The sequence below is a fragment of the Paenibacillus sp. Y930 genome (assembly GCF_056786375.1).
Genome location: NZ_JBXCIX010000009.1, coordinates 38,185 through 61,021, shown reverse-complemented (window position 1 = coordinate 61,021; position 22,837 = coordinate 38,185). Strand labels below are relative to the sequence as shown.

Sequence of the window (22,837 nt, the reverse complement as noted above, 5' to 3'; positions counted from 1 at the left end):
GTCCACTTTTTAAACTACCTTTAAAGGAGTATGTTATGGCTAAAGTTAAAATAAAGTTCGCCTGTACGGAATGTGGTACGGAATCAACACGTTGGCTTGGTAAATGTCCAGGCTGTCAGTCATGGAATACGATGGTTGAACATAAAGAAACAGTTTCCAAAACGAAAGGTGTAGGCTTAACAGGTGCGCTAGGTAAAGAAAAACCGATGTCGATTATGAAGATAGAAACAGGTAAAGAGCCACGCATTGAGACAGAAATGGTTGAGCTTAATCGAGTGCTTGGTGGTGGGGTTGTTCCAGGTTCTTTAATATTAGTTGGTGGAGACCCTGGTATCGGGAAATCAACGCTAATGTTACAAACATCGCATGCCCTTGCTGCTAAAGATTACAAGGTCTTATATATATCAGGTGAAGAATCGGTGCGTCAAACAAAGCTTCGTGCAGATCGTCTAGGAGCATTAACGGAGCATTTATATGTACTTTGTGAAACGAATATGGAGCATATTAATGAATCGATCGAAAATCTCGATCCAGATTTTCTAGTCGTTGACTCTATTCAGACGGTGTATGATCCAAGTGTGGAATCAGCTCCGGGAAGTGTGTCGCAAATTCGTGAATGTACTGCCCATTTTATGAGAGTTGCGAAGCAAAAAGGGATTGCTACTGTTCTAGTAGGTCATGTTACGAAGGAAGGTGCGATCGCAGGACCTCGTTTATTAGAACATATGGTTGACTGTGTGCTTTACTTTGAAGGAGAACGACATCACACCTACAGACTGTTACGTGCGGTGAAAAATCGCTTTGGCTCAACGAATGAAATCGGCATATTTGAAATGGGAGAAGATGGACTACGAGAAGTAACGAATCCTTCAGAATTATTTTTATCTGAACGTCCTTTAGGTGTATCTGGTTCCATGGTTGTAGCAAGTATGGAAGGGACGAGACCGGTACTTGTCGAGCTTCAAGCATTAATTGCCCCGACCAATTTCCCTTCGCCAAGGCGTATGTCTGCAGGAATTGACCATCATCGTATGTCACTAATCATTGCTGTCCTTGAGAAGCGAATGGGGATGTTTCTACAGAATCAAGATGCTTATCTTAACGTAGCCGGTGGATTGAAATTAGATGAGCCAGCAATAGATTTAGCAGCTGCGGTATGTATTGCATCTAGCTTTAAGGATGCCCCTACTAAGCCAGATGATGTCATATTTGGTGAGATTGGGTTAACAGGTGAAGTACGAGCTGTCTCGCGAGCGGAACAACGAGTGAAGGAAGCGGCTAAGCTTGGCTTTAAGCGGGTAATTATGCCCGAGAAAAGTCTAAAGGGATGGACCCCTCCAAAAGGTATTATTGTAATAGGTGTTCAAAACGTAGCCGAAGCGTTGAAAGCTGCGCTCGAGTAATCCAGAAAATAACAGTAGGAGCGGTAGTGATTGATGGGAAGAATACAGTTATTTGTATGCTGTGGCTACGTTCTATGTTATTGTAAAATAGTTAAGCATAATATGAATGTAAAACATAATTAGATATATTGCTCTGAAAATGCATGAAGTTAATGGAATTTCAATAAGATAGAAGTAGTGTAAATAAGACGCTATATCCTGTTGTAAATTCAGTGGCAAGTATAGATAGCAGCCTTGGAACAGGGGGAACAACATGAAGGAAGTTAGTCAACGAGAAAAAATGAACATTTTATTGCGACTTGTAGCACCTGGCACACCTTTTCGTGATGGACTGGAAAATGTGCTTCGTGCGAATACAGGTGCATTACTCGTTGTTGGTTATAGTCCGGAAGTGATGGAAGTTGTAGATGGTGGTTTTGCGATCAACTGTGATTTTTCGCCCAACTATTTATATGAGCTTGCCAAAATGGATGGTGCTATTATTTTAAGTGAGGATTTGAAGCGTATTTTATATGCAAATACGCAACTTATCCCTAACAGTAGCATACCTTCAACAGAGACAGGTATCAGACATCGTACTGCGGAACGTGTAGCGAAGCAGACGGGGAAACTAGTTGTGTCTATTTCTCAGCGTCGAAATATCATTACATTATATCAAGGGTCGTTGCGTTATTCTTTGAAGGATATGGGATTTATTTTGACGAAAGCGAATCAGGCCATTCGTACGTTAGAACGATATCAATCTGTGCTTAGTCAGGCGTTTACTAATTTGTCGGCAATGGAATATGAGGATTTGGTAACGCTACAGGAAGTAGCTCATGTTATTCAACGATCAGAACTGCTTAATCGCATAAAGACGGAGATTATGCGTTATGTCAATGAATTAGGAACTGAAGGTAGATTAATTCGGATGCAAATGGAAGAGTTAATTGTTGGTTTAGAAGAAGAAGCTGCGTATCTGATTAGCGATTATATGAAAGATCCGTCTGCTGGAAAAGTAGCTGAATTTCAGCTTGCTTTGAAAAAATTAAGTAATGAAGAATTACTTGAAGCGTCAATGATTGTGAAGCTGCTTGGTTATCCTAACAGTATGATGTTAGCTGATGAAGTAATTTCATCACGAGGATATCGATTGTTGGCCAAAATTCCGCGACTACCGATCTCCATTATGAATAAATTGGTAGAAAAATTCGGTAAGCTTTCGGTTATATTAATGGCAACAGCAGAAGATCTGGATGCCGTTGAAGGTATTGGAGAAGTAAGAGCGAGAACGATCAGAGATGGCTTAAAGCGCATTCAAGAGCAAGTGTTCATTGACAGACAAATCTAAAACCCCTACAATTAATTGAATGTGCTACAAAATATTGCATTCATTATTGTAGAAGAACGCATTGAAAAAAGAGGTGGATGATATGATTACGAAGTCGATACCGAGCATTCTTACGCTAGGAAATTTAAGTCTTGGTGTAATCTCAATCATATTAGTTTACAACGATCGCTCAGGTATGGCAGCAATCATGATCATAATTGCAATGCTATTAGATGCTGTTGATGGCCTTGTTGCCCGAGCACTTAATGCACAAAGTGAGTTTGGTAAAGAATTGGATTCATTAGCAGATGTGATTTCATTTGGAGTAGCCCCTGCTTTTATTATGTATGTTGTAGCATTACAGGATGTAACACCGATGGTATCTTGGTTTGTGACTGCGTTATTTCCGATATGTGGTGCACTTCGTTTAGCAAGATTTAACGTCAAATCAGGCTCGCCAGGTCATTTTATAGGCTTACCTATTCCAGCGGCTGGTGGAATACTTGCTACTGTTGGATTGTTCAAAGGTGATGTAGCGCCAATCGTATTTATAATTACGTCTGTTGTGTTAGCTTTGTTGATGGTAAGTAATATTCGTTATCCTAGCTTCAAACGCATTGGTATTCCGAAAAATGCGGTGTGGGTTATTCCTATTATTGTGGTGGCATCGCTTATTATCGGGATTATTTTTGAGAAGCACTTATCAAAAATATTCTTTATTCCTTTAATCTTATATGTTCTATATGGATTTAAAAAAACAGTTAGACGTCGTTCGAAACGTAAACAGCAATATAACATTCAAGAAGAAGAGCAATCTGAAAAGCATGCCTAATATAGTAAGAGCGTACGCTAGTGTAGTCGTTATTGACTGCTGTAGCGTACGCTCTTTTTTGTTATGTTAGATTAAATAACCCTAAAGTTGAACATTTTGTAGACTCTGTAGCGACAACATGCGTAAGATCGAGCTGTAATTGCGTACATAGTGCAGTGAGATAGAAGAGATTACGGCCCAATGATGACTCGATAAGTTCTTTACAATGCTCACATAATTGACCCGAGAGATGATTTTTGATCGTTGATTGCGAGCCATCTAGAGATTGCAATTCATTGTAAGGTTGTTTGGATGCATTCAATTCGATACAACCACAGTCGGTGATTGCCTTTGTAACGGAACGATTTACAGCGGCACTGGTCTGATTTAACTTGGACATGATGTCGAGCACACTTCGATGTCTAAGAAGTAGCTGTGATACTTGACCTTGAAATTGATCTAGCGAGGGACTATCGTTTGTAGACAAAATCTTCACCTGCCTCTTAAAGTGTATTATGGCTCTATTATAAACATTATTTCGTCGGAATTCCACTTTGTGTATATTTAGTTTCAAACATACGGTTAACCTTTCGAAAAATGGCTAATAATTGTAATGGAGGTGAAAGGTAACCTATGAAAAAATTGATTATTATTATAGGGATTTGTATTGGTGCGATGATAGGAGCCGAAATGTCTAGTTGGTTCAATTCTAGTATGGCATGGTCTAATTCAGCGTATCCTTTCTTACAGCACTCAGGCACTTATTACTTGAATGTAGCAATTGGGGCATTTCTAGGGTGGATGGTAACGAGCATATTTGCCAAGCCACTTGTGCAATTGCTGAACAGTGGCGTAAGTAAAACCGAAGGAATGCCACTTCGTCAATTATTGGCTGCGATGGGTGGATTATGTGTGGGACTATTTATTGCTGCACTGGTCTATCCTGCTATTGCCTTGCTCGGTGGAATGTGGAAGCTTGTACCTGTGGCGCTTGCGCTAGTATGTGGTTATATTGGTGTGATGATTGGTATTCGTAAGCAGGATGAATTGGCGGTTGTCGTGGGGCAGTTACTAGAAAAGCAGAAAGTGGTTACTTCTCAAGGTGAAGTAAAAGGATATGAAGAACATAAAATCCTTGATACAAGCGTTATTATCGATGGGCGTATTGCAGACATTTGTAAGACTGGGTTTATTGAAGGGACATTGGTTATTCCCGAATTTGTGCTAGAAGAATTACAGCATATCGCAGATTCTTCTGATTTGTTAAAGCGTAATCGCGGTCGTCGTGGCTTAGATATACTGAACAAAATTCAGAAAGAGCTAGATGTTCACGTTCTCATCTACGAAGGAGACTTTGAAGAAATTAGCGAAGTGGACAGTAAGCTTGTGAAGCTAGCTAAAGTGTTATCGGGCAAAGTAGTTACGAACGACTTTAATTTGAATAAAGTATGTGAACTACAAGGTGTGTCTGTTCTTAATATTAATGATCTTGCTAATGCGGTGAAGCCAGTGGTGCTGCCAGGAGAAGAAATTGTGGTGCAAGTCATTAAAGATGGCAAGGAAAATGGACAAGGTGTTGCCTATTTAGATGATGGTACGATGATTGTAGTTGAAGGCGGCAGAGAGTATATTGGGCATACGATGGAAGTACTTGTAACGAGCGTATTACAAACATCTGCAGGAAGAATGATATTTGCTAAGCCGAAGTTATTGGAAAAAGCGCAATAACAAGGTATGATAATACTATAGTATTATAGTATGGTTTAAGGTAGGTATCTTTGATGAATGAACGTTGGGGTGTCGTAATTGTAGCTGCAGGACGTGGAACACGTATGGGCTCGCATGAAAGCAAACAATATTTACAACTTGGTGACAGACCGATACTTGTACATACACTACAACGATTTCAGATGATGGAAGACGTTAGTGAAATGGTGCTCGTTGTTGGTGCTGAGGATGTAGAGCGTTGCGAGCAATGGCGTGATCAATATAACATAATGAAATTAACAGTTATTATACCAGGCGGTACAGAGCGTCAGCAGTCCGTGTACGCAGGTTTGCAGTATATAGAGTCACCATGGGTTATGGTACATGATGGTGTTAGGCCTTTCGTCTCTGAGCATGCTGTGAAAGCGTGCTGTGCAAAGGCTATTGATTATGGAGCTGCAGTTCTTGCCGTTCCTGTGAAAGATACGATCAAGCAAGTCAGCAGTGACGGTGTAATTACAGCTACCCCAGATCGTAAAAGCTTGTGGGCCATTCAAACCCCGCAAGCTTTTCGTCATGACTTGCTACTGCAAGCTCACGAGGCGGCATTAGCGCAAGGGTTACTTGGAACAGATGATGCAATGGTCGTAGAGTGGGCGGGGTTGCCGGTAGTAGTATCTGAAGGTGAGTATACTAATATTAAAATAACGACTCCGGAAGATTTGCCTTGGGCTGAGCAATTACTTGCTAAAATGGAGAATGAGATAACTTAATTAAAGGGTTTATGCTTTCGATGATACTTTTTGTTTCAATTGAAGCAATCCAGGAAGCGAACAAAAGTAAAGTATATGCTTCCGAAGTGACTTTTTGTTACTTAGAAGTCAATCAAGAGGTACAAAAAGTAAAGTATATGCTTCCGAAGTGACTTTTTGTTACTTAGAAGTCAATCAAGAGGTACAAAAAGTTTTAGGGGGAAATATACGATGATTAGAATTGGACAAGGATTTGATGTACATCAATTAGTGGAAAATCGTCCGTTAATTATTGGTGGAGTGACGATTCCTTATGAAAAAGGACTGCTCGGACATTCCGATGCCGATGTATTGTTGCATACCATTACGGATGCTATTCTAGGTGCACTTGCGTTAGGGGATATTGGCAAACATTTTCCTGATACAGATGCTGCGTATAAAGACGCGGATAGTGTAGAATTATTACGTAAAGTATGGGAGATGGTAGAGCATAAAGGCTATCAGCTTGGCAATGTAGATGCTACAATTATGGCACAAAAGCCCAAAATGCTTCCTTATATTCCGGCAATGGTTGAAGTGATTGCCAATGTATTACATGCTGATCATGCTCAAGTGAATGTTAAAGCGACAACGACAGAGCAACTAGGTTTTGTGGGACGCGGCGAAGGCATAGCCTCACAAGCCGTCGTGTTGTTGGTTAAAAAGTAGGCTTTGATAACGAAGTGATGCGTTGTAGCGTAGTCGACATCGAATATGAAGCGAACTTGGGAAGTTTCGGGCACTTGCCCGCTTGTGTACTTGTACGGTACACGTTGCTGGGTGATCTTTCATTGTTAGGTGTTGGTAAGTGAATATTTTGAACTTTTATTGGAAGTTGAAGTTAACAAAAAGTTTTAGACTATGCTTACGAAGTTACTTTTTGATTGCATAGAAGTAACTATAAGAAGTTAACAAAAAGTTTTAGGAGGCAATGATATATGTCAGCAGAAATTAGAGTTAGATATGCACCATCACCGACAGGTCATCTACATATTGGTAACGCAAGAACGGCATTATTCAATTATTTATACGCGCGCCATTTGGGTGGGAAGTTTATTATCCGTATTGAAGACACGGATGTGAAGCGGAATGTAGCTGGTGGAGAAGAAAGCCAGTTGAAATATTTGAAATGGTTAGGTATCGATTGGGATGAAAGCATTGATGTGGGCGGGGAATATGGTCCATACCGTCAAACTGAACGATTAGATATTTATAATAAGTATTGGCAGGATCTGATTGATCGTGGTTTAGCTTATCGCTGCTATTGTACAGAGGAAGAATTAGAGCAAGAGCGCGAAGAACAGACAGCTCGCAATGAGACGCCTCGTTATTCTGGTAAGCACCGTGATCTAACTGACGAGCAAAGAACTGCCTTTGAAGCGGAAGGTCGTATTCCAAGCATTCGCTTTAGAGTACCTGCAGAGCGTACTTATACATTCGATGATATGGTTAAAGGAACGATTTCCTTTGACACGAATGAAATGGGCGATTTCGTAATTGTGAAAAAAGATGGTATACCTACGTATAATTTTGCAGTAGCACTTGATGATTATCTAATGAAAATCAGTCATGTACTACGTGGTGAGGATCATATTTCTAATACACCTCGTCAATTAATGATTTATGAAGCATTTGGTTGGGAGCCGCCACAATTTGCTCATATGACATTAATCGTGAATGAGAACAAGAAGAAGCTAAGTAAACGAGATGAATCGATTATTCAATTTATTGAGCAATATGATAAATTAGGTTATTTGCCGGAAACATTAATTAACTTTATCGCATTGCTAGGCTGGTCACCTGAGGGTGAGCAAGAGATGTATAGTCGCAAGCAGCTAATTGAAGTGTTCGATGCGGGTCGTCTAAGCAAAAGTCCAGCTGTGTTTGATTCACAAAAACTGGCGTGGATGAATAATGAATATATTAAGAAAGCAGATATTGAGCGTATCGTTGCGTTATGTCTACCTCATCTGCAAAATGCTGGATTGATAGCGGAGCAACCTAGTGATGAAGTAATGTCCTGGGTAACAGATCTTGTTGCTTTACATCAAGATAAACTGCGCTGCGCATCGGAAATTATTGAGCATACAGCTTTATTCTTCCGTGAAGCAGTTGAAGACGAAGCAGAAGCTATTGAAGTATTGGCAGAAGAAACAGTACCAACTGTATTATCTGCTTTCCTAGCGGAATTACAAGCAGATGGAGCAGAGTTTACAGTGGACGGAATTAAAGCAATGATAAAATCTGTACAGAAATCAACAGGATGCAAAGGTAAAGCGCTATTCATGCCAATTCGTGCTGCCATCACGGGTCAAACACACGGACCTGACTTGAACCAATCGCTTGTACTACTTGGACACGATAAAGTAGTTGCCCGCCTGCAAGCACGATTGTAGTTCAAAAAGCGAACTTTGATAACGAAGTGTATGCTAACGTAGCGTATTCATCGTGATCACAAGCGAACAACTGGTGCTTGTCAGTATGTGGGGGATTCGTTATACTATGTACTATTGAATAACATAAAGCACTGATCAGGATTAGTAAATTAGATGTCGATGTTCAGAGAAGGTAATCATCGTTTTCTTTTATCGCAAAAGAATAACGTAGGCTGAAAATTACTTCATCGCAATAATTGAAATTGCACCTGTGAGCTTTGTCCCGATCTGTTCTTGCAGGAACAGGGTAGGTCACAACGTATCATCTGCGTTAAAGATGTTGAGATAATAGGAGAAGGCTCATCAATGTAGTCATTTCTCTTATTAAACAGAGTGGAACCGCGATCTTTGACGCCTCTGTAGCGCTATGTGCTACAGGGGCTTTTTTGTTCTTATAGGGGATGTTTAATATACACGACTGTGATCACGCGGATTATGCTATCGTAGCTTAGTCGGCATCGAATATGCCCTCCATCGAAAGCCTGTGTGTGCTCGCGTACCAATAACGTACGCTGTGCTACTCGTTTCCGCTGGAGTGCATCTTCTTGGTGCTGACAGCCGAGTATATTGAACTTGATTGGAAGAGGAAGTTCAATATACACGACTGTGATCACGAAGTATCACAAGGGGGCTAATTCGACTGAAGGTAGATGCTTAGCCTTCGGAGGGGTACAAGGAAGTTTCTCAATCGCATTCGCGATTGAGAAACTATTCAACCAGGATCAAAGATCCGGCGTTGAATCATCGAAGCGGACCAAAGAAGTACATCACGGGAATACTCGCCAGAGGGCATCATCGAATATTTCGCTTGTCAGGACAGAGTAGTTGACATGAAGCTAGTGAAGTGAGAAACGGAGTGTACATGGTTGGTACACGAGTATCTACAATGTTTCTGAAAGAAACATATTGCGGAAGCATAAGCTCAGCAAGCGATGAATGGCAAATACGAAGTCGAATAAACTGCGAAGGCAGGCACCGTACTGACAAGTGAAAAGGGGGAAACGTGTATGTTTCGGCATTTCCGATCCGACATCCAAGCAGTAATAGAGAATGATCCAGCAGCAAGAAGTCGGTTTGAAGTTATTTTCACTTATTCTGGTTTACACGCAATATGGGCACATCGTATTGCTCATACTTGCTATAATGGAAGATGGTATACATTAGCTAGAGTTATTTCTCAAGTAAGTAGATTTTTCACAGGCATTGAAATTCACCCTGGTGCACAAATTGGTGATCGCTTATTTATTGATCATGGCATGGGAGTCGTAATCGGTGAAACTTGTATTATTGGCGATGATGTTGTTATCTATCAGGGTGTAACATTAGGTGGTACAGGGAAAGAAAAAGGTAAACGTCACCCAACGATTGGAAATAACGTTGTTATAGGCTCTGGTTCTAAGGTGTTAGGTTCCTTCTCTGTAGGGAATAATTCTAGTATTGGTTCGAATGCGGTTGTTCTTCGGGAAGTGCCAGACAATTGTACTGTGGTCGGTAATCCAGGTCGTATAGTAAAACGAAACGGTGAAAAGGTTCGCGATCGACTTGATCATACACAGCTACCGGATCCGATTATTGAAATGCTGAGAGAAATGCAGCAAGAAATTGATTTACTGAAGAAATTTAAAAAAGAAAAAAATAATGATAATGATCTAAGTAGTTAATAAGGGCGGAGGGTTACTTTAATGTCAGTTACAATATATAATTCCATCACACGTCAAAAGGAGCAATTTATACCGATTGAAGCGGGCAAAGTGCGAATGTATGTGTGTGGTCCGACGGTATATGATTATATTCATATCGGAAACGCACGTCCTGCGATTTTCTTTGATGTCGTTCGACGTTATTTGGAGCATACAGGACTTGAAGTGAATTACATTTCTAATTTTACAGATGTAGACGATAAGCTTATTCGTAAAGCCAATGAACTTGGAACAACAGTCAATGAAGTCGCAGATAAGTTTATTGCTGCATTCCATGAAGATACTGAAGCGATTGGTATCCGCCGAGCGACGATGAACCCGCGTGTGATGGATCATATTGATGAGGTAGTTGAATTTATTGCTCAGTTAGTGGAAAAGGGCCATGCTTATGAAAGTGCAGGAGATGTCTATTTCAGTACGTCAACATTCCCTGACTATGGTAAGCTATCGCATCAAAACCTTGATGAGCTACAGCATGGTATTCGTGTGGAGCTTGATGAGCGCAAGGCGAGCGAACAAGATTTTGCACTATGGAAATCAGCTAAGCCAGGCGAAATTAGTTGGGATAGTCCATGGGGTAAGGGGCGTCCAGGCTGGCATATTGAATGTTCAGCGATGGCTCGCAAATATTTGGGAGATACACTCGATATTCATGGTGGTGGACTTGATCTACAATTTCCGCATCATGAGTGTGAGGTTGCGCAATCAGAGTGCTTAACAGGAGAGCCGCTTGCTCGTTATTGGATGCACAATGGTTACATTCATATTAACAATGAGAAAATGTCGAAGTCACTTGGTAATGGCATTACTGTTCGTGAAATTGTGAAAAAGGTTAAACCGCAAGTGATCCGTTACTTCATGCTTGCTACTCATTATCGCAGCCCATTGAACTTTAGTGATGATACGATTGCACAAGCGCTTAATAGCGTTGAGCGGATTACCAATGGTTATAATAATGTGCTTCACCGTCTGGAAATTGCCAAGGATCAAGAGCAAGGGACTGTAGAAACGCATTTACAGACTGAATTAGAGCGAGTGAAACAGAATTTCAATAGTAAAATGGATGATGACTTCAATACGTCTGATGCCATTACCGCATTATTTGATTTAGTGGCACTTGCAAATACGAAGCTACAGGATTCAACCCTTAGTTACTCATCTATTGAAGCTATTAGGGAGTTATTCCTGACATTCAATAATGTTCTTGGTTTATTGCCTGAGCAAGCTGAAGCGGATAATTTAGATGAACAGGTAGAACAGCTTATTGTAGAACGTACAGAAGCAAGAGCCACGAAAAATTGGGCCAGAGCAGATGAAATTCGCGATTTGCTTAATGAACTAAATATCGTACTAGAGGATACTCCACAAGGTATTCGCTGGCGCCGTAAGTGAGCGTGAATTATGGATAATCCATTTGCATTTCATCAGCCAAGCAAATCACCGAACCTCGTCTCACCTGTAGTATTAGCCTATATGGGCGATGCCGTATATGAGATGATGGTACGACAATATTTGATTTCCTTACCCAATCATAAGTCACATCATATGCACAAAGAGGCTACGCAATTTGTGTCTGCCAAGGCACAACGCAGTATGCTGGAAAAATGGCAGCCACATCTTACAGAGGAAGAAGCAGATATTGTTCGACGCGGTCGTAACAGTAAGTCAGGCAATCCTCCGAAAAATGCCGATATGTTAGATTATCGCCATGCTACAGCATTGGAAGCGTTAGTTGGTTATTTGTATTTTGAAGGGCGTGTCGAGCGGCTAGGACAATTACTAGAAATCGGCATAGAGGGTAGTTCAAAAAGTGGACTTTGATAACGATGATTAGGCTAATGCAGCTTAGTCGACGTCGAATATGAAGTGAATTTGGGAAGTCCGGGACTCGTGTACCAACTACGTACACTGGAGCGTCCTCCTTCCTAAAATTAACTCCATCTGCTCGGTTCTGAAAGCCCACTTTTTGAACTTTTATTGGCATCGAAGGAAGTTCAAAAAATGGACTTTGATAACGATGTAACACAGGAAGATTACTCAACATCGAAGTAGTAAGAAAGGGTGAACAACATGTCAGAGACTCATAATACAGAAGGCTTGATTGCTGGAAAGCATCCTGTACTGGAAGCATTGCGCTCAGGCCGTGAAATTAATAAGATATGGATTGCGGAAGGTGCTCAAAAAAGCGTAACGAGTTCCATTCTTGGAGAAGCGAAAAAAAATGGGATCATCATTCAGTTTGTTGATAAGCGCAAACTAGATCAACTTGTCCCAGGAGTAACCCATCAAGGTGTTGTGGCACAGGCCGCGGCGGTTGATTATATCGAGCTAGAAGATTTGCTGGCAATTCCAGCGCAAAAGGGTGAAGTTCCACTCTTTATTATTCTTGATGAAATTGAAGATCCGCATAACTTGGGCTCCATTATTAGAACTGCGGAATGTACAGGGGTGCACGGTGTTATTATTCCGAAGCGTCGTTCAGCAGGCTTAACAGCTACTGTTTTGAAAATATCAGCAGGTGCTGCAGAGCATATACCGGTTGCACGCGTAACGAATTTGGCACAAACGATTGAAGTGATGAAAGAAGCGGGCGTATGGATTGCGGGTGCAGATGTAGGTGCAGCTGCTGATGTATATGCTAATAAATTCGATATGCCGCTTGCACTTGTCATCGGTAATGAAAGTAATGGATTGGGTCGTTTGATCAAAGAGAAATGTGATTTCCTAGTGAAGCTGCCGATGGCTGGTCGATTGAATTCGTTAAACGCATCAGTCGCAGCAGGTGTGCTAATGTATGAGGTGCTAAGACAACGTAGAGGCTTATAGCTATGTTACATAGACGTAATGATGTGCTACTTGTTGATGGCTACAATATGATCGGAGCATGGCCTGAGCTGACTCGCTTGAAAAACATTAGCTTGGAAGAGGCTCGTGATGAACTTCTACATATGTTGGCTGATTATCAAGGGTTTACTGGCTTGCAGGTATATGTCATATTCGACGCCTATTTAATGCCAGGTATTGGAGCGACATACAACCAGCACAGATTAACCGTCGTCTATACGAAAGAAAAAGAAACAGCGGATGAATGCATCGAACGGATTTGCAAGGAATGGACAAGTCGCAGACGTAATGTGTATGTTGCTACATCTGATATGACGGAGCAGCATGTAATTTTTGGACAAGGTGCACTGAGGATGTCAGCTCGTGAATTGCTAATCGAGATTAAGCAAAACAACGTAGAAATTAAGCAGACGATTACTGAACCTGCAGCGAAGCGGCGTCATTCTATAGATAATCGAGTGAACGATGAAGTATGGTTAAAACTTGAAAAAATAAGACGCGGTAACAAGCCAGAATGAGCATAATATTGCATCTTGTCGAAATTTAACCATTAAATTCAATTTATGTTATAGAATATACAGGAAATAGGCCCATCTCGGTTGACTGAAAAGCCTATTTTCATGTATACTGACTCTATGTTTTGGACACATAATACTTGCGGTGTACGCCTTGCAGGCCGGAGGGATGGGGTATGAGTATCGACCTCAAAGAATGGAGTACGCTCGAATATGATAATAATACGGATGAAGAAAATATCGAAGCTGTCCGTAATGGTGAAAGTCTAGCTTTGGAATACTTGATCAATAAGTATAAAAACTTCGTGAGAGCGAAGGCTAGGTCGTACTTTTTAATAGGTGCCGACCGAGAGGATATTGTTCAAGAAGGTATGATCGGGTTATACAAAGCGATTCGTGACTATAAGGGAGACAAGTTGTCTAGCTTTAAAGCGTTCGCAGAACTTTGTATTACACGTCAGATTATTACCGCAATCAAAACTGCTACTCGCCAAAAGCATATTCCTCTTAATTCCTATGTTTCTTTGGACAAACCGATATACGATGAAGATTCCGACCGTACGCTATTAGATGTCATATGCGGTACTAGAGTATCGGACCCGGAAGCGTTAATTATTAATCAAGAAGAATTTTCAGGGCTTGAAGATAAGATGGCAGAAATACTTAGTGATTTAGAACGCAAAGTACTTATGCTTTATCTAGATGGTCGTTCATATCAAGAAATTGCTGTTGATTTGAAGCGTCATGTAAAATCGATTGATAATGCTTTGCAGCGGGTGAAACGTAAACTTGAAAAGTATTTAGAATTACGCGACACATCGGACCAACTATGACAGCTATCATATTGAATCATACGTAGTTTCTATAAATTAAGAAACAACGGACTGTCTTTGGTGTCTGAAAGTTTCAGACACCGAAGACAGTCCGTTGGTTTAATGAGACAGTAATTGGAATATACTAGATGGACGAGGGTTGATAAAGCTAGAAGTAAAGTATAGCGAAACAACTTTGAAAAAAAAGTATATTGCACGCCCGAGAGAGTTGTTTTGCATTGACATGACGGATGCCTTATGCTAAAATATTAAGGTAGGCCTTGGAAAAGGTTTTTTCGTTATGGCGAAATCGACACAGGGCATAGAAATTGAGCTTTTTTGCTTCTTATTTTTAAGCAGTTCGGGAGGTGTTATTCAATGCGGGTTATTATCACGCTGGCATGCACAAACTGCAAACAGAGAAACTATGCGACAACTAAGAACAAACGCAATCACCCCGACCGCATCGAGTTGAAGAAGTTTTGCAAGTTTTGTAACGAGCAGACTCCTCATCGCGAGACGAGATAGTCAATGGGAGGTGTGACCGTGACATTTTTAGCAAAAGTGAAACAGAGCTTTAGTACGACGTTTAGTTTTTTTGCTGACAGTTGGGCAGAGTTGAAGAAAGTTCGTTGGCCTAATCGCAAGGAATTAACTAGCTATTCTATCGTTGTCTTGGTGACGGTTGTGGCTGTGACGATTTACTTCTGGCTTCTAGACATCGGGATTTCAGCTCTCGTAAATCTAATTGTCTGAGAAGGCCCAAAGGTGGATTAGTGATGGAAAAAAGATGGTACGTCGTGCATACGTATTCCGGTTATGAGAACAAAGTGAAAGCCAATTTGGAACGTCGCGTTGAATCAATGAATATGGAAGATAAGATTTTCCGTGTTCTTGTGCCAATGGAAGAAGAGATCGTGGAGAAGGACGGCAAGAAAAAAATCGTCCAACGCAAGGTTTATCCTGGATACGTTCTAGTCGAGATGGTTCAAACTGATGATTCATGGTATGTCGTTCGTAATACACCTGGAGTTACGGGTTTTGTAGGGTCTACGGGTTCAGGTTCGAAACCTACCGCATTGTTGCCTGAAGAAGTGGAACAAATTCTTAAGCACATGGGAATGGATGAGCCGAAGCAGAAGATTGAGTTCGAGCTAAAAGAAACTGTTCGCGTCAAAGTAGGTCCTTTTGCAGATTTTGTTGGATCAGTGGAAGAAATTCTGCTCGACAAAGCGAAGCTCAAGGTACACGTCAACATGTTTGGTAGAGAAACCCCAGTTGAGCTGGATTATACTCAGGTGGAAAAAATCTAATTTATTAGATGGGTTCTCAAACGGATGTTCGCGAGAGCATCTGTATATCTAGTCAAGGAGGTGTACATCATGGCAAAGAAAGTCATTAAATTGGTCAAGCTTCAAGTTCCTGCTGGTAAAGCTAATCCGGCGCCACCAATTGGTCCTGCTCTAGGACAAGCTGGTGTGAACATCATGGCATTCTGTAAGGAGTTTAACGCTCGTACAGCAGACCAAGCTGGATTGATTATTCCAGTTGTTATTACAGTATTCGAGGATCGCTCCTTTACATTCGAAACTAAAACGCCACCGGCAGCAGTATTGCTTCGTGTAGCGGCTGGAATCGAAAAAGGATCTGGTGAGCCGAATAAGAAAAAAGTTGCAACGGTTAAACGTGATAAAGTTCGCGAAATCGCTGAAACTAAAATGCCTGACCTTAACGCTGCTACTGTAGAATCAGCAATGCTTATGGTTGAAGGTACTGCTCGTTCTATGGGTATTACAATCGTCGACTAGTCGATGAAGTTGTAACGCTGATGTCGGACGACATCTCGCTTTGTGAAGCTTTGCTTCACAGGTGGGAGGAGTACATCTTGAATGTTACTCCGCTAAAACCACACTAGGAGGAATTTACAATGGCTAAACACGGTAAAAAATATGTTGAAGCTGCTAAGCTAATTGATAGCGAAGCTAGCTATGAGCCACAAGAAGCAATTGAACTTGTGAAAAAAACTGCAACAGCTAAGTTTGACGAATCTGTCGAAGTTGCTGTACGTCTGGGTGTAGACCCTCGTAAGCAGGACCAAGCTGTTCGTGGTGTAGTAGTACTACCACACGGTACTGGTAAAACTAAAAAAGTTCTAGTTTTCGCTAAAGGCGAAAAAATTAAAGAAGCAGAAGCTGCTGGCGCTGACTATGTTGGCGACACAGAAATGATTAACAAAATCCAACAAGGTTGGTTCGATTTCGATGTTTGCGTAGCAACTCCAGACATGATGGCTGAAGTTGGTAAACTTGGTCGTATCCTTGGTGGTAAAGGCCTTATGCCGAATCCTAAAGCAGGTACAGTAACATTTGATGTTACTAAAGCTGTTCAAGAAATCAAAGCGGGTAAAATTGAATACCGTCTTGATAAGGCAGGTCAAATCCATGCTCCTATCGGTAAAGTATCATTCGATGCAGAAAAATTGAATGAAAACTTGCAAGCATTGCTAGATGCACTTCTTCGTGCAAAACCAGCTTCAGCTAAAGGAGTTTACTTGAAAAATATCTCTGTTTCCTCTACAATGGGTCCAGGTGCTCGCGTTAATAGCGCTAACTACCGCTAATTGATAGATAAGAAACAAAGAACTAAATTTGAATATGCATACCGTAGACAGTAGGTGCCCAAGTGGCTTAAATATCCTACCGAGGTGTTATGATAAAGCGTTTATAGCATTCAAGAATATTGAATAGCGGACGGAATCATGGCCCTTGCTTAATCTGCGAGGGCCTTTCTCATGCATCGAGGATAGGATCTCTCTAAATTACACGGGATGTAAACCAATAACGGGAGGTGTACAGTTTGGCTAACGCTAATATTATCCAAAAGAAACAAGAGGCAGTTGACGTAGTAGCTGCGAAGCTTGCTTCCAGCCCAAGTACGATCGTTGCTGATTATCGCGGATTGAACGTTGCTCAAGTAACTGAACTTCGTAAACAGCTTCGCGAAGCTGGTGTTGAATTTCACGTCTTGAAAAACTCAATCGTTCGTCGTGCGACTGATGGTACTGATTACTCAGCGCTTAAAGATATTCTTTCTGGACCTACAGCAGTAGCATTCAGCGCAGAAGATGCTATTGCTCCAGCTAAGATTCTTAACGATTTCGCTAAGAAAAATGACGCTTTGAAACTTAAAGGCGGTCTAGTTGAAGGTAAAGTTGTTAATGGAGATCAAGTTAAAGCTCTTGCAGAACTTCCTTCTCGCGAAGGTCTTCTTTCTATGCTACTCAGCGTACTACAAGCACCAGTTCGCAACTTCGCGCTTGCAGTTAAAGCTGTTGGAGAGAAACAAGAAGCACAAGCTTAATTTTGTTTCATAGATTCAATTGATGCAATATGCATCGCAAACCAAAAAAAATAATAAAATTACCGGAGGTAATATCATGTCTAACGAACAAATCTTAGAATCAATTAAAGGTATGACTGTTCTAGAATTAAACGATCTTGTTAAAGCTATTGAAGAAGAATTCGGCGTTACTGCTGCAGCTCCAGTTGCAGCAGTTGCTGGTGGCGCTGATGCCGCTGCTGCTGTTCAAACTGAATTCGATGTTATCCTTAACGGCGCTGGTCCTTCTAAAATCAACGTAATCAAAGCTGTTCGTGAAATCACTGGTCTTGGCTTGAAAGAAGCTAAAGAACTTGTTGATGGCGCTCCTAAAGCAGTTAAAGAAGGCGTTAGCCAAGAAGATGCAGACGCTGTTAAAGCTAAGCTTGAAGAAGCTGGCGCATCTGTAGAAGTTAAGTAATTAACTTTTACAATCCTACTTGCTAACTAATGGCGAGTATAACAGAGCCCCTTGAAGCCTAGGTTTCAAGGGGCTTCTTATATGAACGATTGAAGGTTGGTGAACTGGTTGTCCAATCATTATTATTCAAAGCAACCAACAGTAGCAAGTTCAAAGCGGCAACATGAATGGGATTTAAGAGGGTTTAAGATTAAGCTGGCTACTGACGCAGGAGTATTTTCAAAATCTGGTGTTGATTACGGTAGTCAAGTGTTAATAGAAGTGATGCAATTTGCTGAGAATGCTACCGTATTAGATGTAGGTTGTGGCTATGGCCCGATTGGAATTACTGCAGCTAAACTCGCGCCGGAAGGTCATATTACGATGATTGACATTAATGAGCGAGCGGTACAACTTAGCAAAGCTAATGCAAAACAAAATGGAGTGAATAATGTAACGGTGTTACAAAGTGATCTCTATGAAGCGGTGAAAGATCAACGCTTCGATTGTATTATAAGTAATCCGCCTATTCGTGCAGGTAAAGTAGTTGTACACCGAGTTTTTGAAGAAGGTTATGACCTACTTAATGCTGGTGGAAGTATGTGGATTGTTATTCAGAAGAAACAAGGTGCTCCTTCAGCATTTGAAAAATTAGAGCGATTATTTGGAGAAGTTGAAGAAGTGACCAAGGATAAAGGATACCGCATTTTCAGGGCAATAAAAGCTAAATAACATTTTTATGAAAATTATACTGAAAAGACTCGAAAACATTTGACTTGACATTTCTAATATGTTAGTATTATGGAATGTCAGCATAAAATTGCTTATAATCTCTTTAGTTAACTAAAGTGTCAAGTGCCGAATTACACGCGGAAATTAAATAATTTGGTATTTTTGGTGTAAACAGTAAGAATTTGGGCAAAATTACTTGATATGACCTTCGTTATCGCGTAACGGATGGTTAACTGCCAGAAACATGCTCTTTTTTCGAACGTATTCGATAAGGGCTTTTCTTTATTTTTATGATACCTACAGTGCTAAGTTGTAGTTATCGCAACAGCTGTGAAAATTTCGTTGCTGTTAGACAGACATGAGGGGTGAGGTTAAGTTGGCAGGACAACTTGTTCAGTATGGTCGACGTACTCGTAGGAGCTACAGTCGAATCAAAGAGGTGCTGGAAGTCCCGAACCTGATTGAAATCCAACAAAAATCGTACGGGAAATTTTTGGACAATGACTTGATTGAGTTATTCCAGGATATCTCTCCGATTTCGGACTTTACGGGCAATCTATCGCTTGAATTTATTGATTACAGCTTGGGTGAACCGAAATATTCAGTCGATGAATCGAAAGAACGGGATGTTACATTTGCAGCTCCTTTACGTGTGAAAGTGCGTTTAATTAACAAGGAGACAGGCGAGGTTAAGGAACAAGAAGTCTTTATGGGTGATTTCCCACTAATGACGGAAACCGGCACGTTTATTATTAACGGGGCGGAACGCGTTATCGTTAGCCAATTGGTTCGATCCCCGAGTGTGTATTTCAGCGCTAAAGTTGATAAAAATGGTAAAAGGGTATTCACGGCTACTGTAATTCCTAACCGTGGTGCTTGGCTTGAACTTGAAACTGATGCTAAGGATATCGTCTACGTTCGTATTGACCGTACTCGTAAAATCCCAGTAACAGTACTTCTTCGTGCGCTTGGTTTTGGTACGGATGCGGAAATTCTTGATCTTCTTGGTCACGATGAATACATCAGTAACACACTCGATAAAGATAGCACAGATTCAACAGAGAAAGCTCTGATTGAAATCTACGAGCGTCTTCGTCCAGGCGAACCGCCAACATTGGATAATGCTAGAAGCTTGCTTGTTGCACGTTTCTTTGATCCAAAACGCTATGATTTAGCAAATGTTGGTCGTTATAAGATTAATAAGAAACTTCACATTAAGAATCGTCTATTCAATCAACGCCTTGCAGAAGATTTGATTGATGCTTCGACTGGTGAAATTGTTGCTGAAAAGGGACAAGTGATTGACCGTCGTTTGCTTGACCAAATTCTTGAACGTCTTGAATCAGATATCGGCTTCAAAACATATTCCGTTGGTAACGGTGTGTTAGAATCTCATGATATTCCGCTTCAAACGATTAGTGTGTATGCTCCTAATGATGAAAGCAAAATTATTAAAATTATCGCTAACGGTATTATTGATAAATCTGTGAAGCATGTTACGCCAGCAGATATTATCTCTTCTATCAACTACTTCCTTAACTTATTACAAGGGGTAGGCGATGTAGACGATATTGACCATCTAGGTAACCGTCGTTTGCGTTCAGTTGGTGAATTACTACAAAACCAATTCCGTATCGGTCTTTCTCGTATGGAACGTGTTGTTCGTGAGAGAATGTCGATTCAGGACGCGAATGCGATTACGCCTCAAGCGTTAATTAATATTCGTCCTGTTATTGCATCGATTAAGGAGTTCTTTGGATCTTCTCAATTGTCTCAATTTATGGACCAAACAAACCCACTAGCGGAATTGACGCATAAGCGTCGTCTATCTGCACTAGGACCCGGTGGTTTGACGCGTGAACGCGCAGGCTTTGAAGTGCGTGACGTTCATAACTCTCACTATGGTCGTATGTGTCCGATTGAAACGCCAGAGGGACCGAACATCGGTTTGATCAACTCCTTATCAACATATGCACGGATCAATGAATATGGTTTCATTGAAGCGCCATATCGTTGGGTTGACCCAGAAACAGGCATTGTAACTGAGCGTATCACTTACATGACTGCCGATGAGGAATATAACTATATTGTTGCACAAGCGAATGCACCGCTTACTGATGATAGTAGATTTGCTGATAAAGAAACGATTGTACGTTTCAATAAACAAGCGGATAACATCTTAACGATGCCAAGTAGCCGTGTTGACTATATGGACGTATCGCCTAAGCAAGTCGTTTCCGTTGCAACAGCGTTGATTCCATTCCTAGAGAATGATGACTCCAACCGTGCGTTAATGGGATCGAACATGCAACGTCAAGCTGTACCTTTGCTTATCCCGAGATCACCACTTGTTGGTACGGGTATGGAGCATAAGGCAGCGAAAGATTCCGGTGTATGTGTTGTAGCCCAATTCGATGGTGTTATTGAACGTGCAACAGCGAATGAGATTCTGCTTCGTCGTGTAGAAATCGTAGACGGTAAGGAAGTACAAGGTGATCTAGTTAGACATAAGATTCATAAATTTATGCGTTCTAACCAAGGTACTTGTATTAACCAACGTCCACTAATTCGTAAAGGTGATATCATCAAAAAAGGTGATATTCTTGCGGATGGTCCTTCTACTGAGAAGGGTGAATTGGCTCTAGGTCGTAACGTGGTTGTCGCGTTTATGACTTGGGAAGGTTATAACTATGAGGATGCTATTCTACTTAGTGAAAAACTAGTTAAAGAAGATGTGTTCACATCTATTCATATTGAAGAGTATGAATCTGAAGCACGTGATACGAAGCTTGGACCAGAGGAAATTACTCGCGATATTCCTAACGTTGGTGAAGATGCACTTCGCAATCTTGATGAGCGCGGTATTATCCGTATTGGTGCTGAGATCAATTCTGGTGACATTCTAGTTGGTAAAGTTACGCCTAAAGGTGTGACGGAACTTACTGCTGAAGAACGTCTGCTACATGCGATCTTTGGTGAAAAAGCTCGTGAAGTTCGTGATACTTCTCTACGTGTACCGCATGGTACGACTGGTATCGTTGTTGATGTCAAAGTATTTACTCGTGAAAATGGCGATGAGCTTCCACCGGGAGTTAATCATCTAGTACGTGTGTACATTGCGCAAAAACGTAAAATCTCTGAAGGCGATAAAATGGCGGGACGACACGGTAACAAAGGTGTCATCGCACGTATTATGGCAGAAGAAGATATGCCGTTCTTACCAGATGGCACGCCAGTAGAGGTTGTTCTTAACCCACTAGGTGTACCGTCACGTATGAACATCGGTCAAGCGCTTGAGGTTCACTTAGGTATGGCTTGTAAATTGCTTGGTATTCATGCTGCAACTCCAGTATTCGATGGAGCGAATGAAGAAGATGTGTTTGACGCTATGGAAGAAGCCGGTATGAACCGTAGTGGTAAAACTATTCTTTATGATGGACGTACTGGTGATGAGTTTGAACGTGAAGTTACAGTTGGCGTCATGTATATGATCAAACTGGCACATATGGTTGAAGATAAAATCCATGCTCGTTCTACTGGTCCTTACTCACTTGTTACACAACAGCCACTTGGAGGTAAAGCTCAATTTGGTGGACAGCGTTTCGGTGAGATGGAAGTATGGGCACTGGAAGCATACGGTGCTGCATATACACTGCAAGAAATTCTTACGGTTAAATCCGATGACGTGGTTGGTCGTGTGAAAACATACGAATCGATTGTTAAAGGTGAAAATATTCCAGAACCAGGTGTTCCAGAGTCATTCAAAGTATTAATTAAGGAACTTCAAAGCTTAGGTATGGACGTTAAGATCCTATCGGAAAACGAAGAAGAGATCGAAATGAAAGAGATGGATGACGACGACGATGGTACAAGCGAAAAGCTTAACCTTGACGATGTCGAAGTTGAAGCATTCGAGACGGCTCCTGTAGCTTCTAGTAAAGTAGCATTGCAAGAGGAACAACCTGCTGAAGAAGACGAAGAAAATGTTGATTTAGCATAA

23 protein-coding genes and 1 other annotated feature are annotated in these 22,837 nt (G+C 41.1%); of the genes, 22 read left to right on the top strand and 1 reads right to left on the bottom strand.

The window, feature by feature from the left end; genetic code table 11:
- Window positions 1–35 precede the first annotated feature (35 nt).
- From radA to pssA, 3 genes are all read left to right on the top strand, one after another.
- On the top strand, window positions 36–1,403 hold the full coding sequence (gene radA / locus AC1TO5_RS19380) for a DNA repair protein RadA (RefSeq protein ID WP_482064489.1): 1,368 nt from the start codon (window positions 36–38) through the stop codon (window positions 1,401–1,403).
- 253 nt (window positions 1,404–1,656) lie between these two features.
- Window positions 1,657–2,733 carry a DNA integrity scanning diadenylate cyclase DisA gene (gene disA, locus AC1TO5_RS19375; RefSeq protein WP_482064488.1) on the top strand — a complete coding sequence of 359 codons (1,077 nt, stop codon included), beginning with the start codon at window positions 1,657–1,659 and terminating at the stop codon, window positions 2,731–2,733.
- 82 nt (window positions 2,734–2,815) lie between these two features.
- Window positions 2,816–3,544 carry a CDP-diacylglycerol--serine O-phosphatidyltransferase gene (pssA, locus tag AC1TO5_RS19370; protein WP_482064487.1) on the top strand — a complete coding sequence of 243 codons (729 nt, stop codon included), beginning with the start codon at window positions 2,816–2,818 and terminating at the stop codon, window positions 3,542–3,544.
- A 61-nt stretch (window positions 3,545–3,605) separates the two neighbouring features.
- Here the strand turns inward: pssA and AC1TO5_RS19365 are convergent, their stop codons facing one another.
- Complete coding sequence (locus AC1TO5_RS19365) at window positions 3,606–4,010, bottom strand: DUF1573 domain-containing protein (protein ID WP_482064486.1); 405 nt, start codon at window positions 4,008–4,010, stop codon at window positions 3,606–3,608.
- Between the two features lie 146 nt (window positions 4,011–4,156).
- Between AC1TO5_RS19365 and AC1TO5_RS19360 the strand changes: the two genes are divergently transcribed.
- From AC1TO5_RS19360 to rpoB, 19 genes are all read left to right on the top strand, one after another.
- Window positions 4,157–5,251 carry a PIN/TRAM domain-containing protein gene (locus AC1TO5_RS19360; protein ID WP_482064485.1) on the top strand — a complete coding sequence of 365 codons (1,095 nt, stop codon included), beginning with the start codon at window positions 4,157–4,159 and terminating at the stop codon, window positions 5,249–5,251.
- A 53-nt stretch (window positions 5,252–5,304) separates the two neighbouring features.
- Entirely contained in the window at window positions 5,305–6,003 is a 699-nt protein-coding gene (ispD, locus tag AC1TO5_RS19355) for a 2-C-methyl-D-erythritol 4-phosphate cytidylyltransferase (protein WP_482064484.1), read from the top strand.
- 210 nt (window positions 6,004–6,213) lie between these two features.
- Complete coding sequence (ispF, locus tag AC1TO5_RS19350) at window positions 6,214–6,690, top strand: 2-C-methyl-D-erythritol 2,4-cyclodiphosphate synthase (protein WP_482064483.1); 477 nt, start codon at window positions 6,214–6,216, stop codon at window positions 6,688–6,690.
- A 269-nt stretch (window positions 6,691–6,959) separates the two neighbouring features.
- Window positions 6,960–8,417, top strand: a complete 1,458-nt coding sequence (gene gltX, locus AC1TO5_RS19345) for a glutamate--tRNA ligase (protein WP_482064482.1) — start codon at window positions 6,960–6,962, stop codon at window positions 8,415–8,417.
- 1,046 nt (window positions 8,418–9,463) lie between these two features.
- Window positions 9,464–10,117, top strand: a complete 654-nt coding sequence (cysE, locus tag AC1TO5_RS19340; protein ID WP_482064481.1) for a serine O-acetyltransferase — start codon at window positions 9,464–9,466, stop codon at window positions 10,115–10,117.
- A gap of 21 nt (window positions 10,118–10,138) precedes the next feature.
- Window positions 10,139–11,548 (top strand): cysteine--tRNA ligase, encoded by a 1,410-nt coding sequence (gene cysS, locus AC1TO5_RS19335; RefSeq protein ID WP_482064480.1) that lies wholly within the window; start codon window positions 10,139–10,141, stop codon window positions 11,546–11,548.
- Between the two features lie 9 nt (window positions 11,549–11,557).
- Entirely contained in the window at window positions 11,558–11,977 is a 420-nt protein-coding gene (locus AC1TO5_RS19330) for a Mini-ribonuclease 3 (protein WP_482064479.1), read from the top strand.
- A gap of 249 nt (window positions 11,978–12,226) precedes the next feature.
- Entirely contained in the window at window positions 12,227–12,982 is a 756-nt protein-coding gene (gene rlmB / locus AC1TO5_RS19325; RefSeq protein WP_482064478.1) for a 23S rRNA (guanosine(2251)-2'-O)-methyltransferase RlmB, read from the top strand.
- Window positions 12,983–12,984: 2 nt separating this feature from the next.
- On the top strand, window positions 12,985–13,518 hold the full coding sequence (locus tag AC1TO5_RS19320) for an NYN domain-containing protein (RefSeq protein ID WP_482064477.1): 534 nt from the start codon (window positions 12,985–12,987) through the stop codon (window positions 13,516–13,518).
- Window positions 13,519–13,691: 173 nt separating this feature from the next.
- On the top strand, window positions 13,692–14,348 hold the full coding sequence (gene sigH, locus AC1TO5_RS19315) for an RNA polymerase sporulation sigma factor SigH (RefSeq protein ID WP_482064476.1): 657 nt from the start codon (window positions 13,692–13,694) through the stop codon (window positions 14,346–14,348).
- Between the two features lie 357 nt (window positions 14,349–14,705).
- On the top strand, window positions 14,706–14,855 hold the full coding sequence (gene rpmG, locus AC1TO5_RS19310) for a 50S ribosomal protein L33 (RefSeq protein WP_082967189.1): 150 nt from the start codon (window positions 14,706–14,708) through the stop codon (window positions 14,853–14,855).
- A gap of 18 nt (window positions 14,856–14,873) precedes the next feature.
- Entirely contained in the window at window positions 14,874–15,083 is a 210-nt protein-coding gene (gene secE / locus AC1TO5_RS19305) for a preprotein translocase subunit SecE (protein WP_258203686.1), read from the top strand.
- Between the two features lie 23 nt (window positions 15,084–15,106).
- The gene (gene nusG, locus AC1TO5_RS19300) at window positions 15,107–15,640 is read left to right on the top strand and encodes a transcription termination/antitermination protein NusG (RefSeq protein ID WP_482064475.1); all 534 of its coding nucleotides are present in this window, start codon (window positions 15,107–15,109) and stop codon (window positions 15,638–15,640) included.
- Between the two features lie 69 nt (window positions 15,641–15,709).
- On the top strand, window positions 15,710–16,135 hold the full coding sequence (gene rplK, locus AC1TO5_RS19295) for a 50S ribosomal protein L11 (RefSeq protein ID WP_482064474.1): 426 nt from the start codon (window positions 15,710–15,712) through the stop codon (window positions 16,133–16,135).
- 119 nt (window positions 16,136–16,254) lie between these two features.
- Complete coding sequence (gene rplA / locus AC1TO5_RS19290) at window positions 16,255–16,947, top strand: 50S ribosomal protein L1 (protein ID WP_482064473.1); 693 nt, start codon at window positions 16,255–16,257, stop codon at window positions 16,945–16,947.
- 23 nt (window positions 16,948–16,970) lie between these two features.
- Window positions 16,971–17,127: a sequence feature (ribosomal protein L10 leader region), on the top strand.
- A gap of 56 nt (window positions 17,128–17,183) precedes the next feature.
- On the top strand, window positions 17,184–17,687 hold the full coding sequence (gene rplJ, locus AC1TO5_RS19285) for a 50S ribosomal protein L10 (RefSeq protein WP_482064472.1): 504 nt from the start codon (window positions 17,184–17,186) through the stop codon (window positions 17,685–17,687).
- Between the two features lie 76 nt (window positions 17,688–17,763).
- On the top strand, window positions 17,764–18,126 hold the full coding sequence (rplL, locus tag AC1TO5_RS19280; RefSeq protein WP_482064471.1) for a 50S ribosomal protein L7/L12: 363 nt from the start codon (window positions 17,764–17,766) through the stop codon (window positions 18,124–18,126).
- A gap of 108 nt (window positions 18,127–18,234) precedes the next feature.
- Window positions 18,235–18,837 carry a class I SAM-dependent methyltransferase gene (locus AC1TO5_RS19275; protein ID WP_482064470.1) on the top strand — a complete coding sequence of 201 codons (603 nt, stop codon included), beginning with the start codon at window positions 18,235–18,237 and terminating at the stop codon, window positions 18,835–18,837.
- Window positions 18,838–19,195: 358 nt separating this feature from the next.
- Window positions 19,196–22,837: a DNA-directed RNA polymerase subunit beta gene (gene rpoB / locus AC1TO5_RS19270; RefSeq protein ID WP_482064469.1), complete on the top strand. Its 3,642-nt coding sequence runs from the start codon at window positions 19,196–19,198 to the stop codon at window positions 22,835–22,837.

Coding starts and splice junctions, on each gene's coding strand:
- rplA (WP_482064473.1), top strand. CDS start 16,255: ATGGCTAAACACGGTAAAAAATATGTTGAAGCTGCTAAGCTAATTGAT.
- radA (WP_482064489.1), top strand. CDS start 36: ATGGCTAAAGTTAAAATAAAGTTCGCCTGTACGGAATGTGGTACGGAA.
- rplK (WP_482064474.1), top strand. CDS start 15,710: ATGGCAAAGAAAGTCATTAAATTGGTCAAGCTTCAAGTTCCTGCTGGT.
- nusG (WP_482064475.1), top strand. CDS start 15,107: ATGGAAAAAAGATGGTACGTCGTGCATACGTATTCCGGTTATGAGAAC.
- gltX (WP_482064482.1), top strand. CDS start 6,960: ATGTCAGCAGAAATTAGAGTTAGATATGCACCATCACCGACAGGTCAT.
- sigH (WP_482064476.1), top strand. CDS start 13,692: ATGAGTATCGACCTCAAAGAATGGAGTACGCTCGAATATGATAATAAT.
- AC1TO5_RS19360 (WP_482064485.1), top strand. CDS start 4,157: ATGAAAAAATTGATTATTATTATAGGGATTTGTATTGGTGCGATGATA.
- rpmG (WP_082967189.1), top strand. CDS start 14,706: ATGCGGGTTATTATCACGCTGGCATGCACAAACTGCAAACAGAGAAAC.
- pssA (WP_482064487.1), top strand. CDS start 2,816: ATGATTACGAAGTCGATACCGAGCATTCTTACGCTAGGAAATTTAAGT.
- rlmB (WP_482064478.1), top strand. CDS start 12,227: ATGTCAGAGACTCATAATACAGAAGGCTTGATTGCTGGAAAGCATCCT.
- disA (WP_482064488.1), top strand. CDS start 1,657: ATGAAGGAAGTTAGTCAACGAGAAAAAATGAACATTTTATTGCGACTT.
- AC1TO5_RS19330 (WP_482064479.1), top strand. CDS start 11,558: ATGGATAATCCATTTGCATTTCATCAGCCAAGCAAATCACCGAACCTC.
- cysS (WP_482064480.1), top strand. CDS start 10,139: ATGTCAGTTACAATATATAATTCCATCACACGTCAAAAGGAGCAATTT.
- ispD (WP_482064484.1), top strand. CDS start 5,305: ATGAATGAACGTTGGGGTGTCGTAATTGTAGCTGCAGGACGTGGAACA.
- AC1TO5_RS19320 (WP_482064477.1), top strand. CDS start 12,985: ATGTTACATAGACGTAATGATGTGCTACTTGTTGATGGCTACAATATG.
- ispF (WP_482064483.1), top strand. CDS start 6,214: ATGATTAGAATTGGACAAGGATTTGATGTACATCAATTAGTGGAAAAT.
- rplL (WP_482064471.1), top strand. CDS start 17,764: ATGTCTAACGAACAAATCTTAGAATCAATTAAAGGTATGACTGTTCTA.
- cysE (WP_482064481.1), top strand. CDS start 9,464: ATGTTTCGGCATTTCCGATCCGACATCCAAGCAGTAATAGAGAATGAT.
- rpoB (WP_482064469.1), top strand. CDS start 19,196: ATGAGGGGTGAGGTTAAGTTGGCAGGACAACTTGTTCAGTATGGTCGA.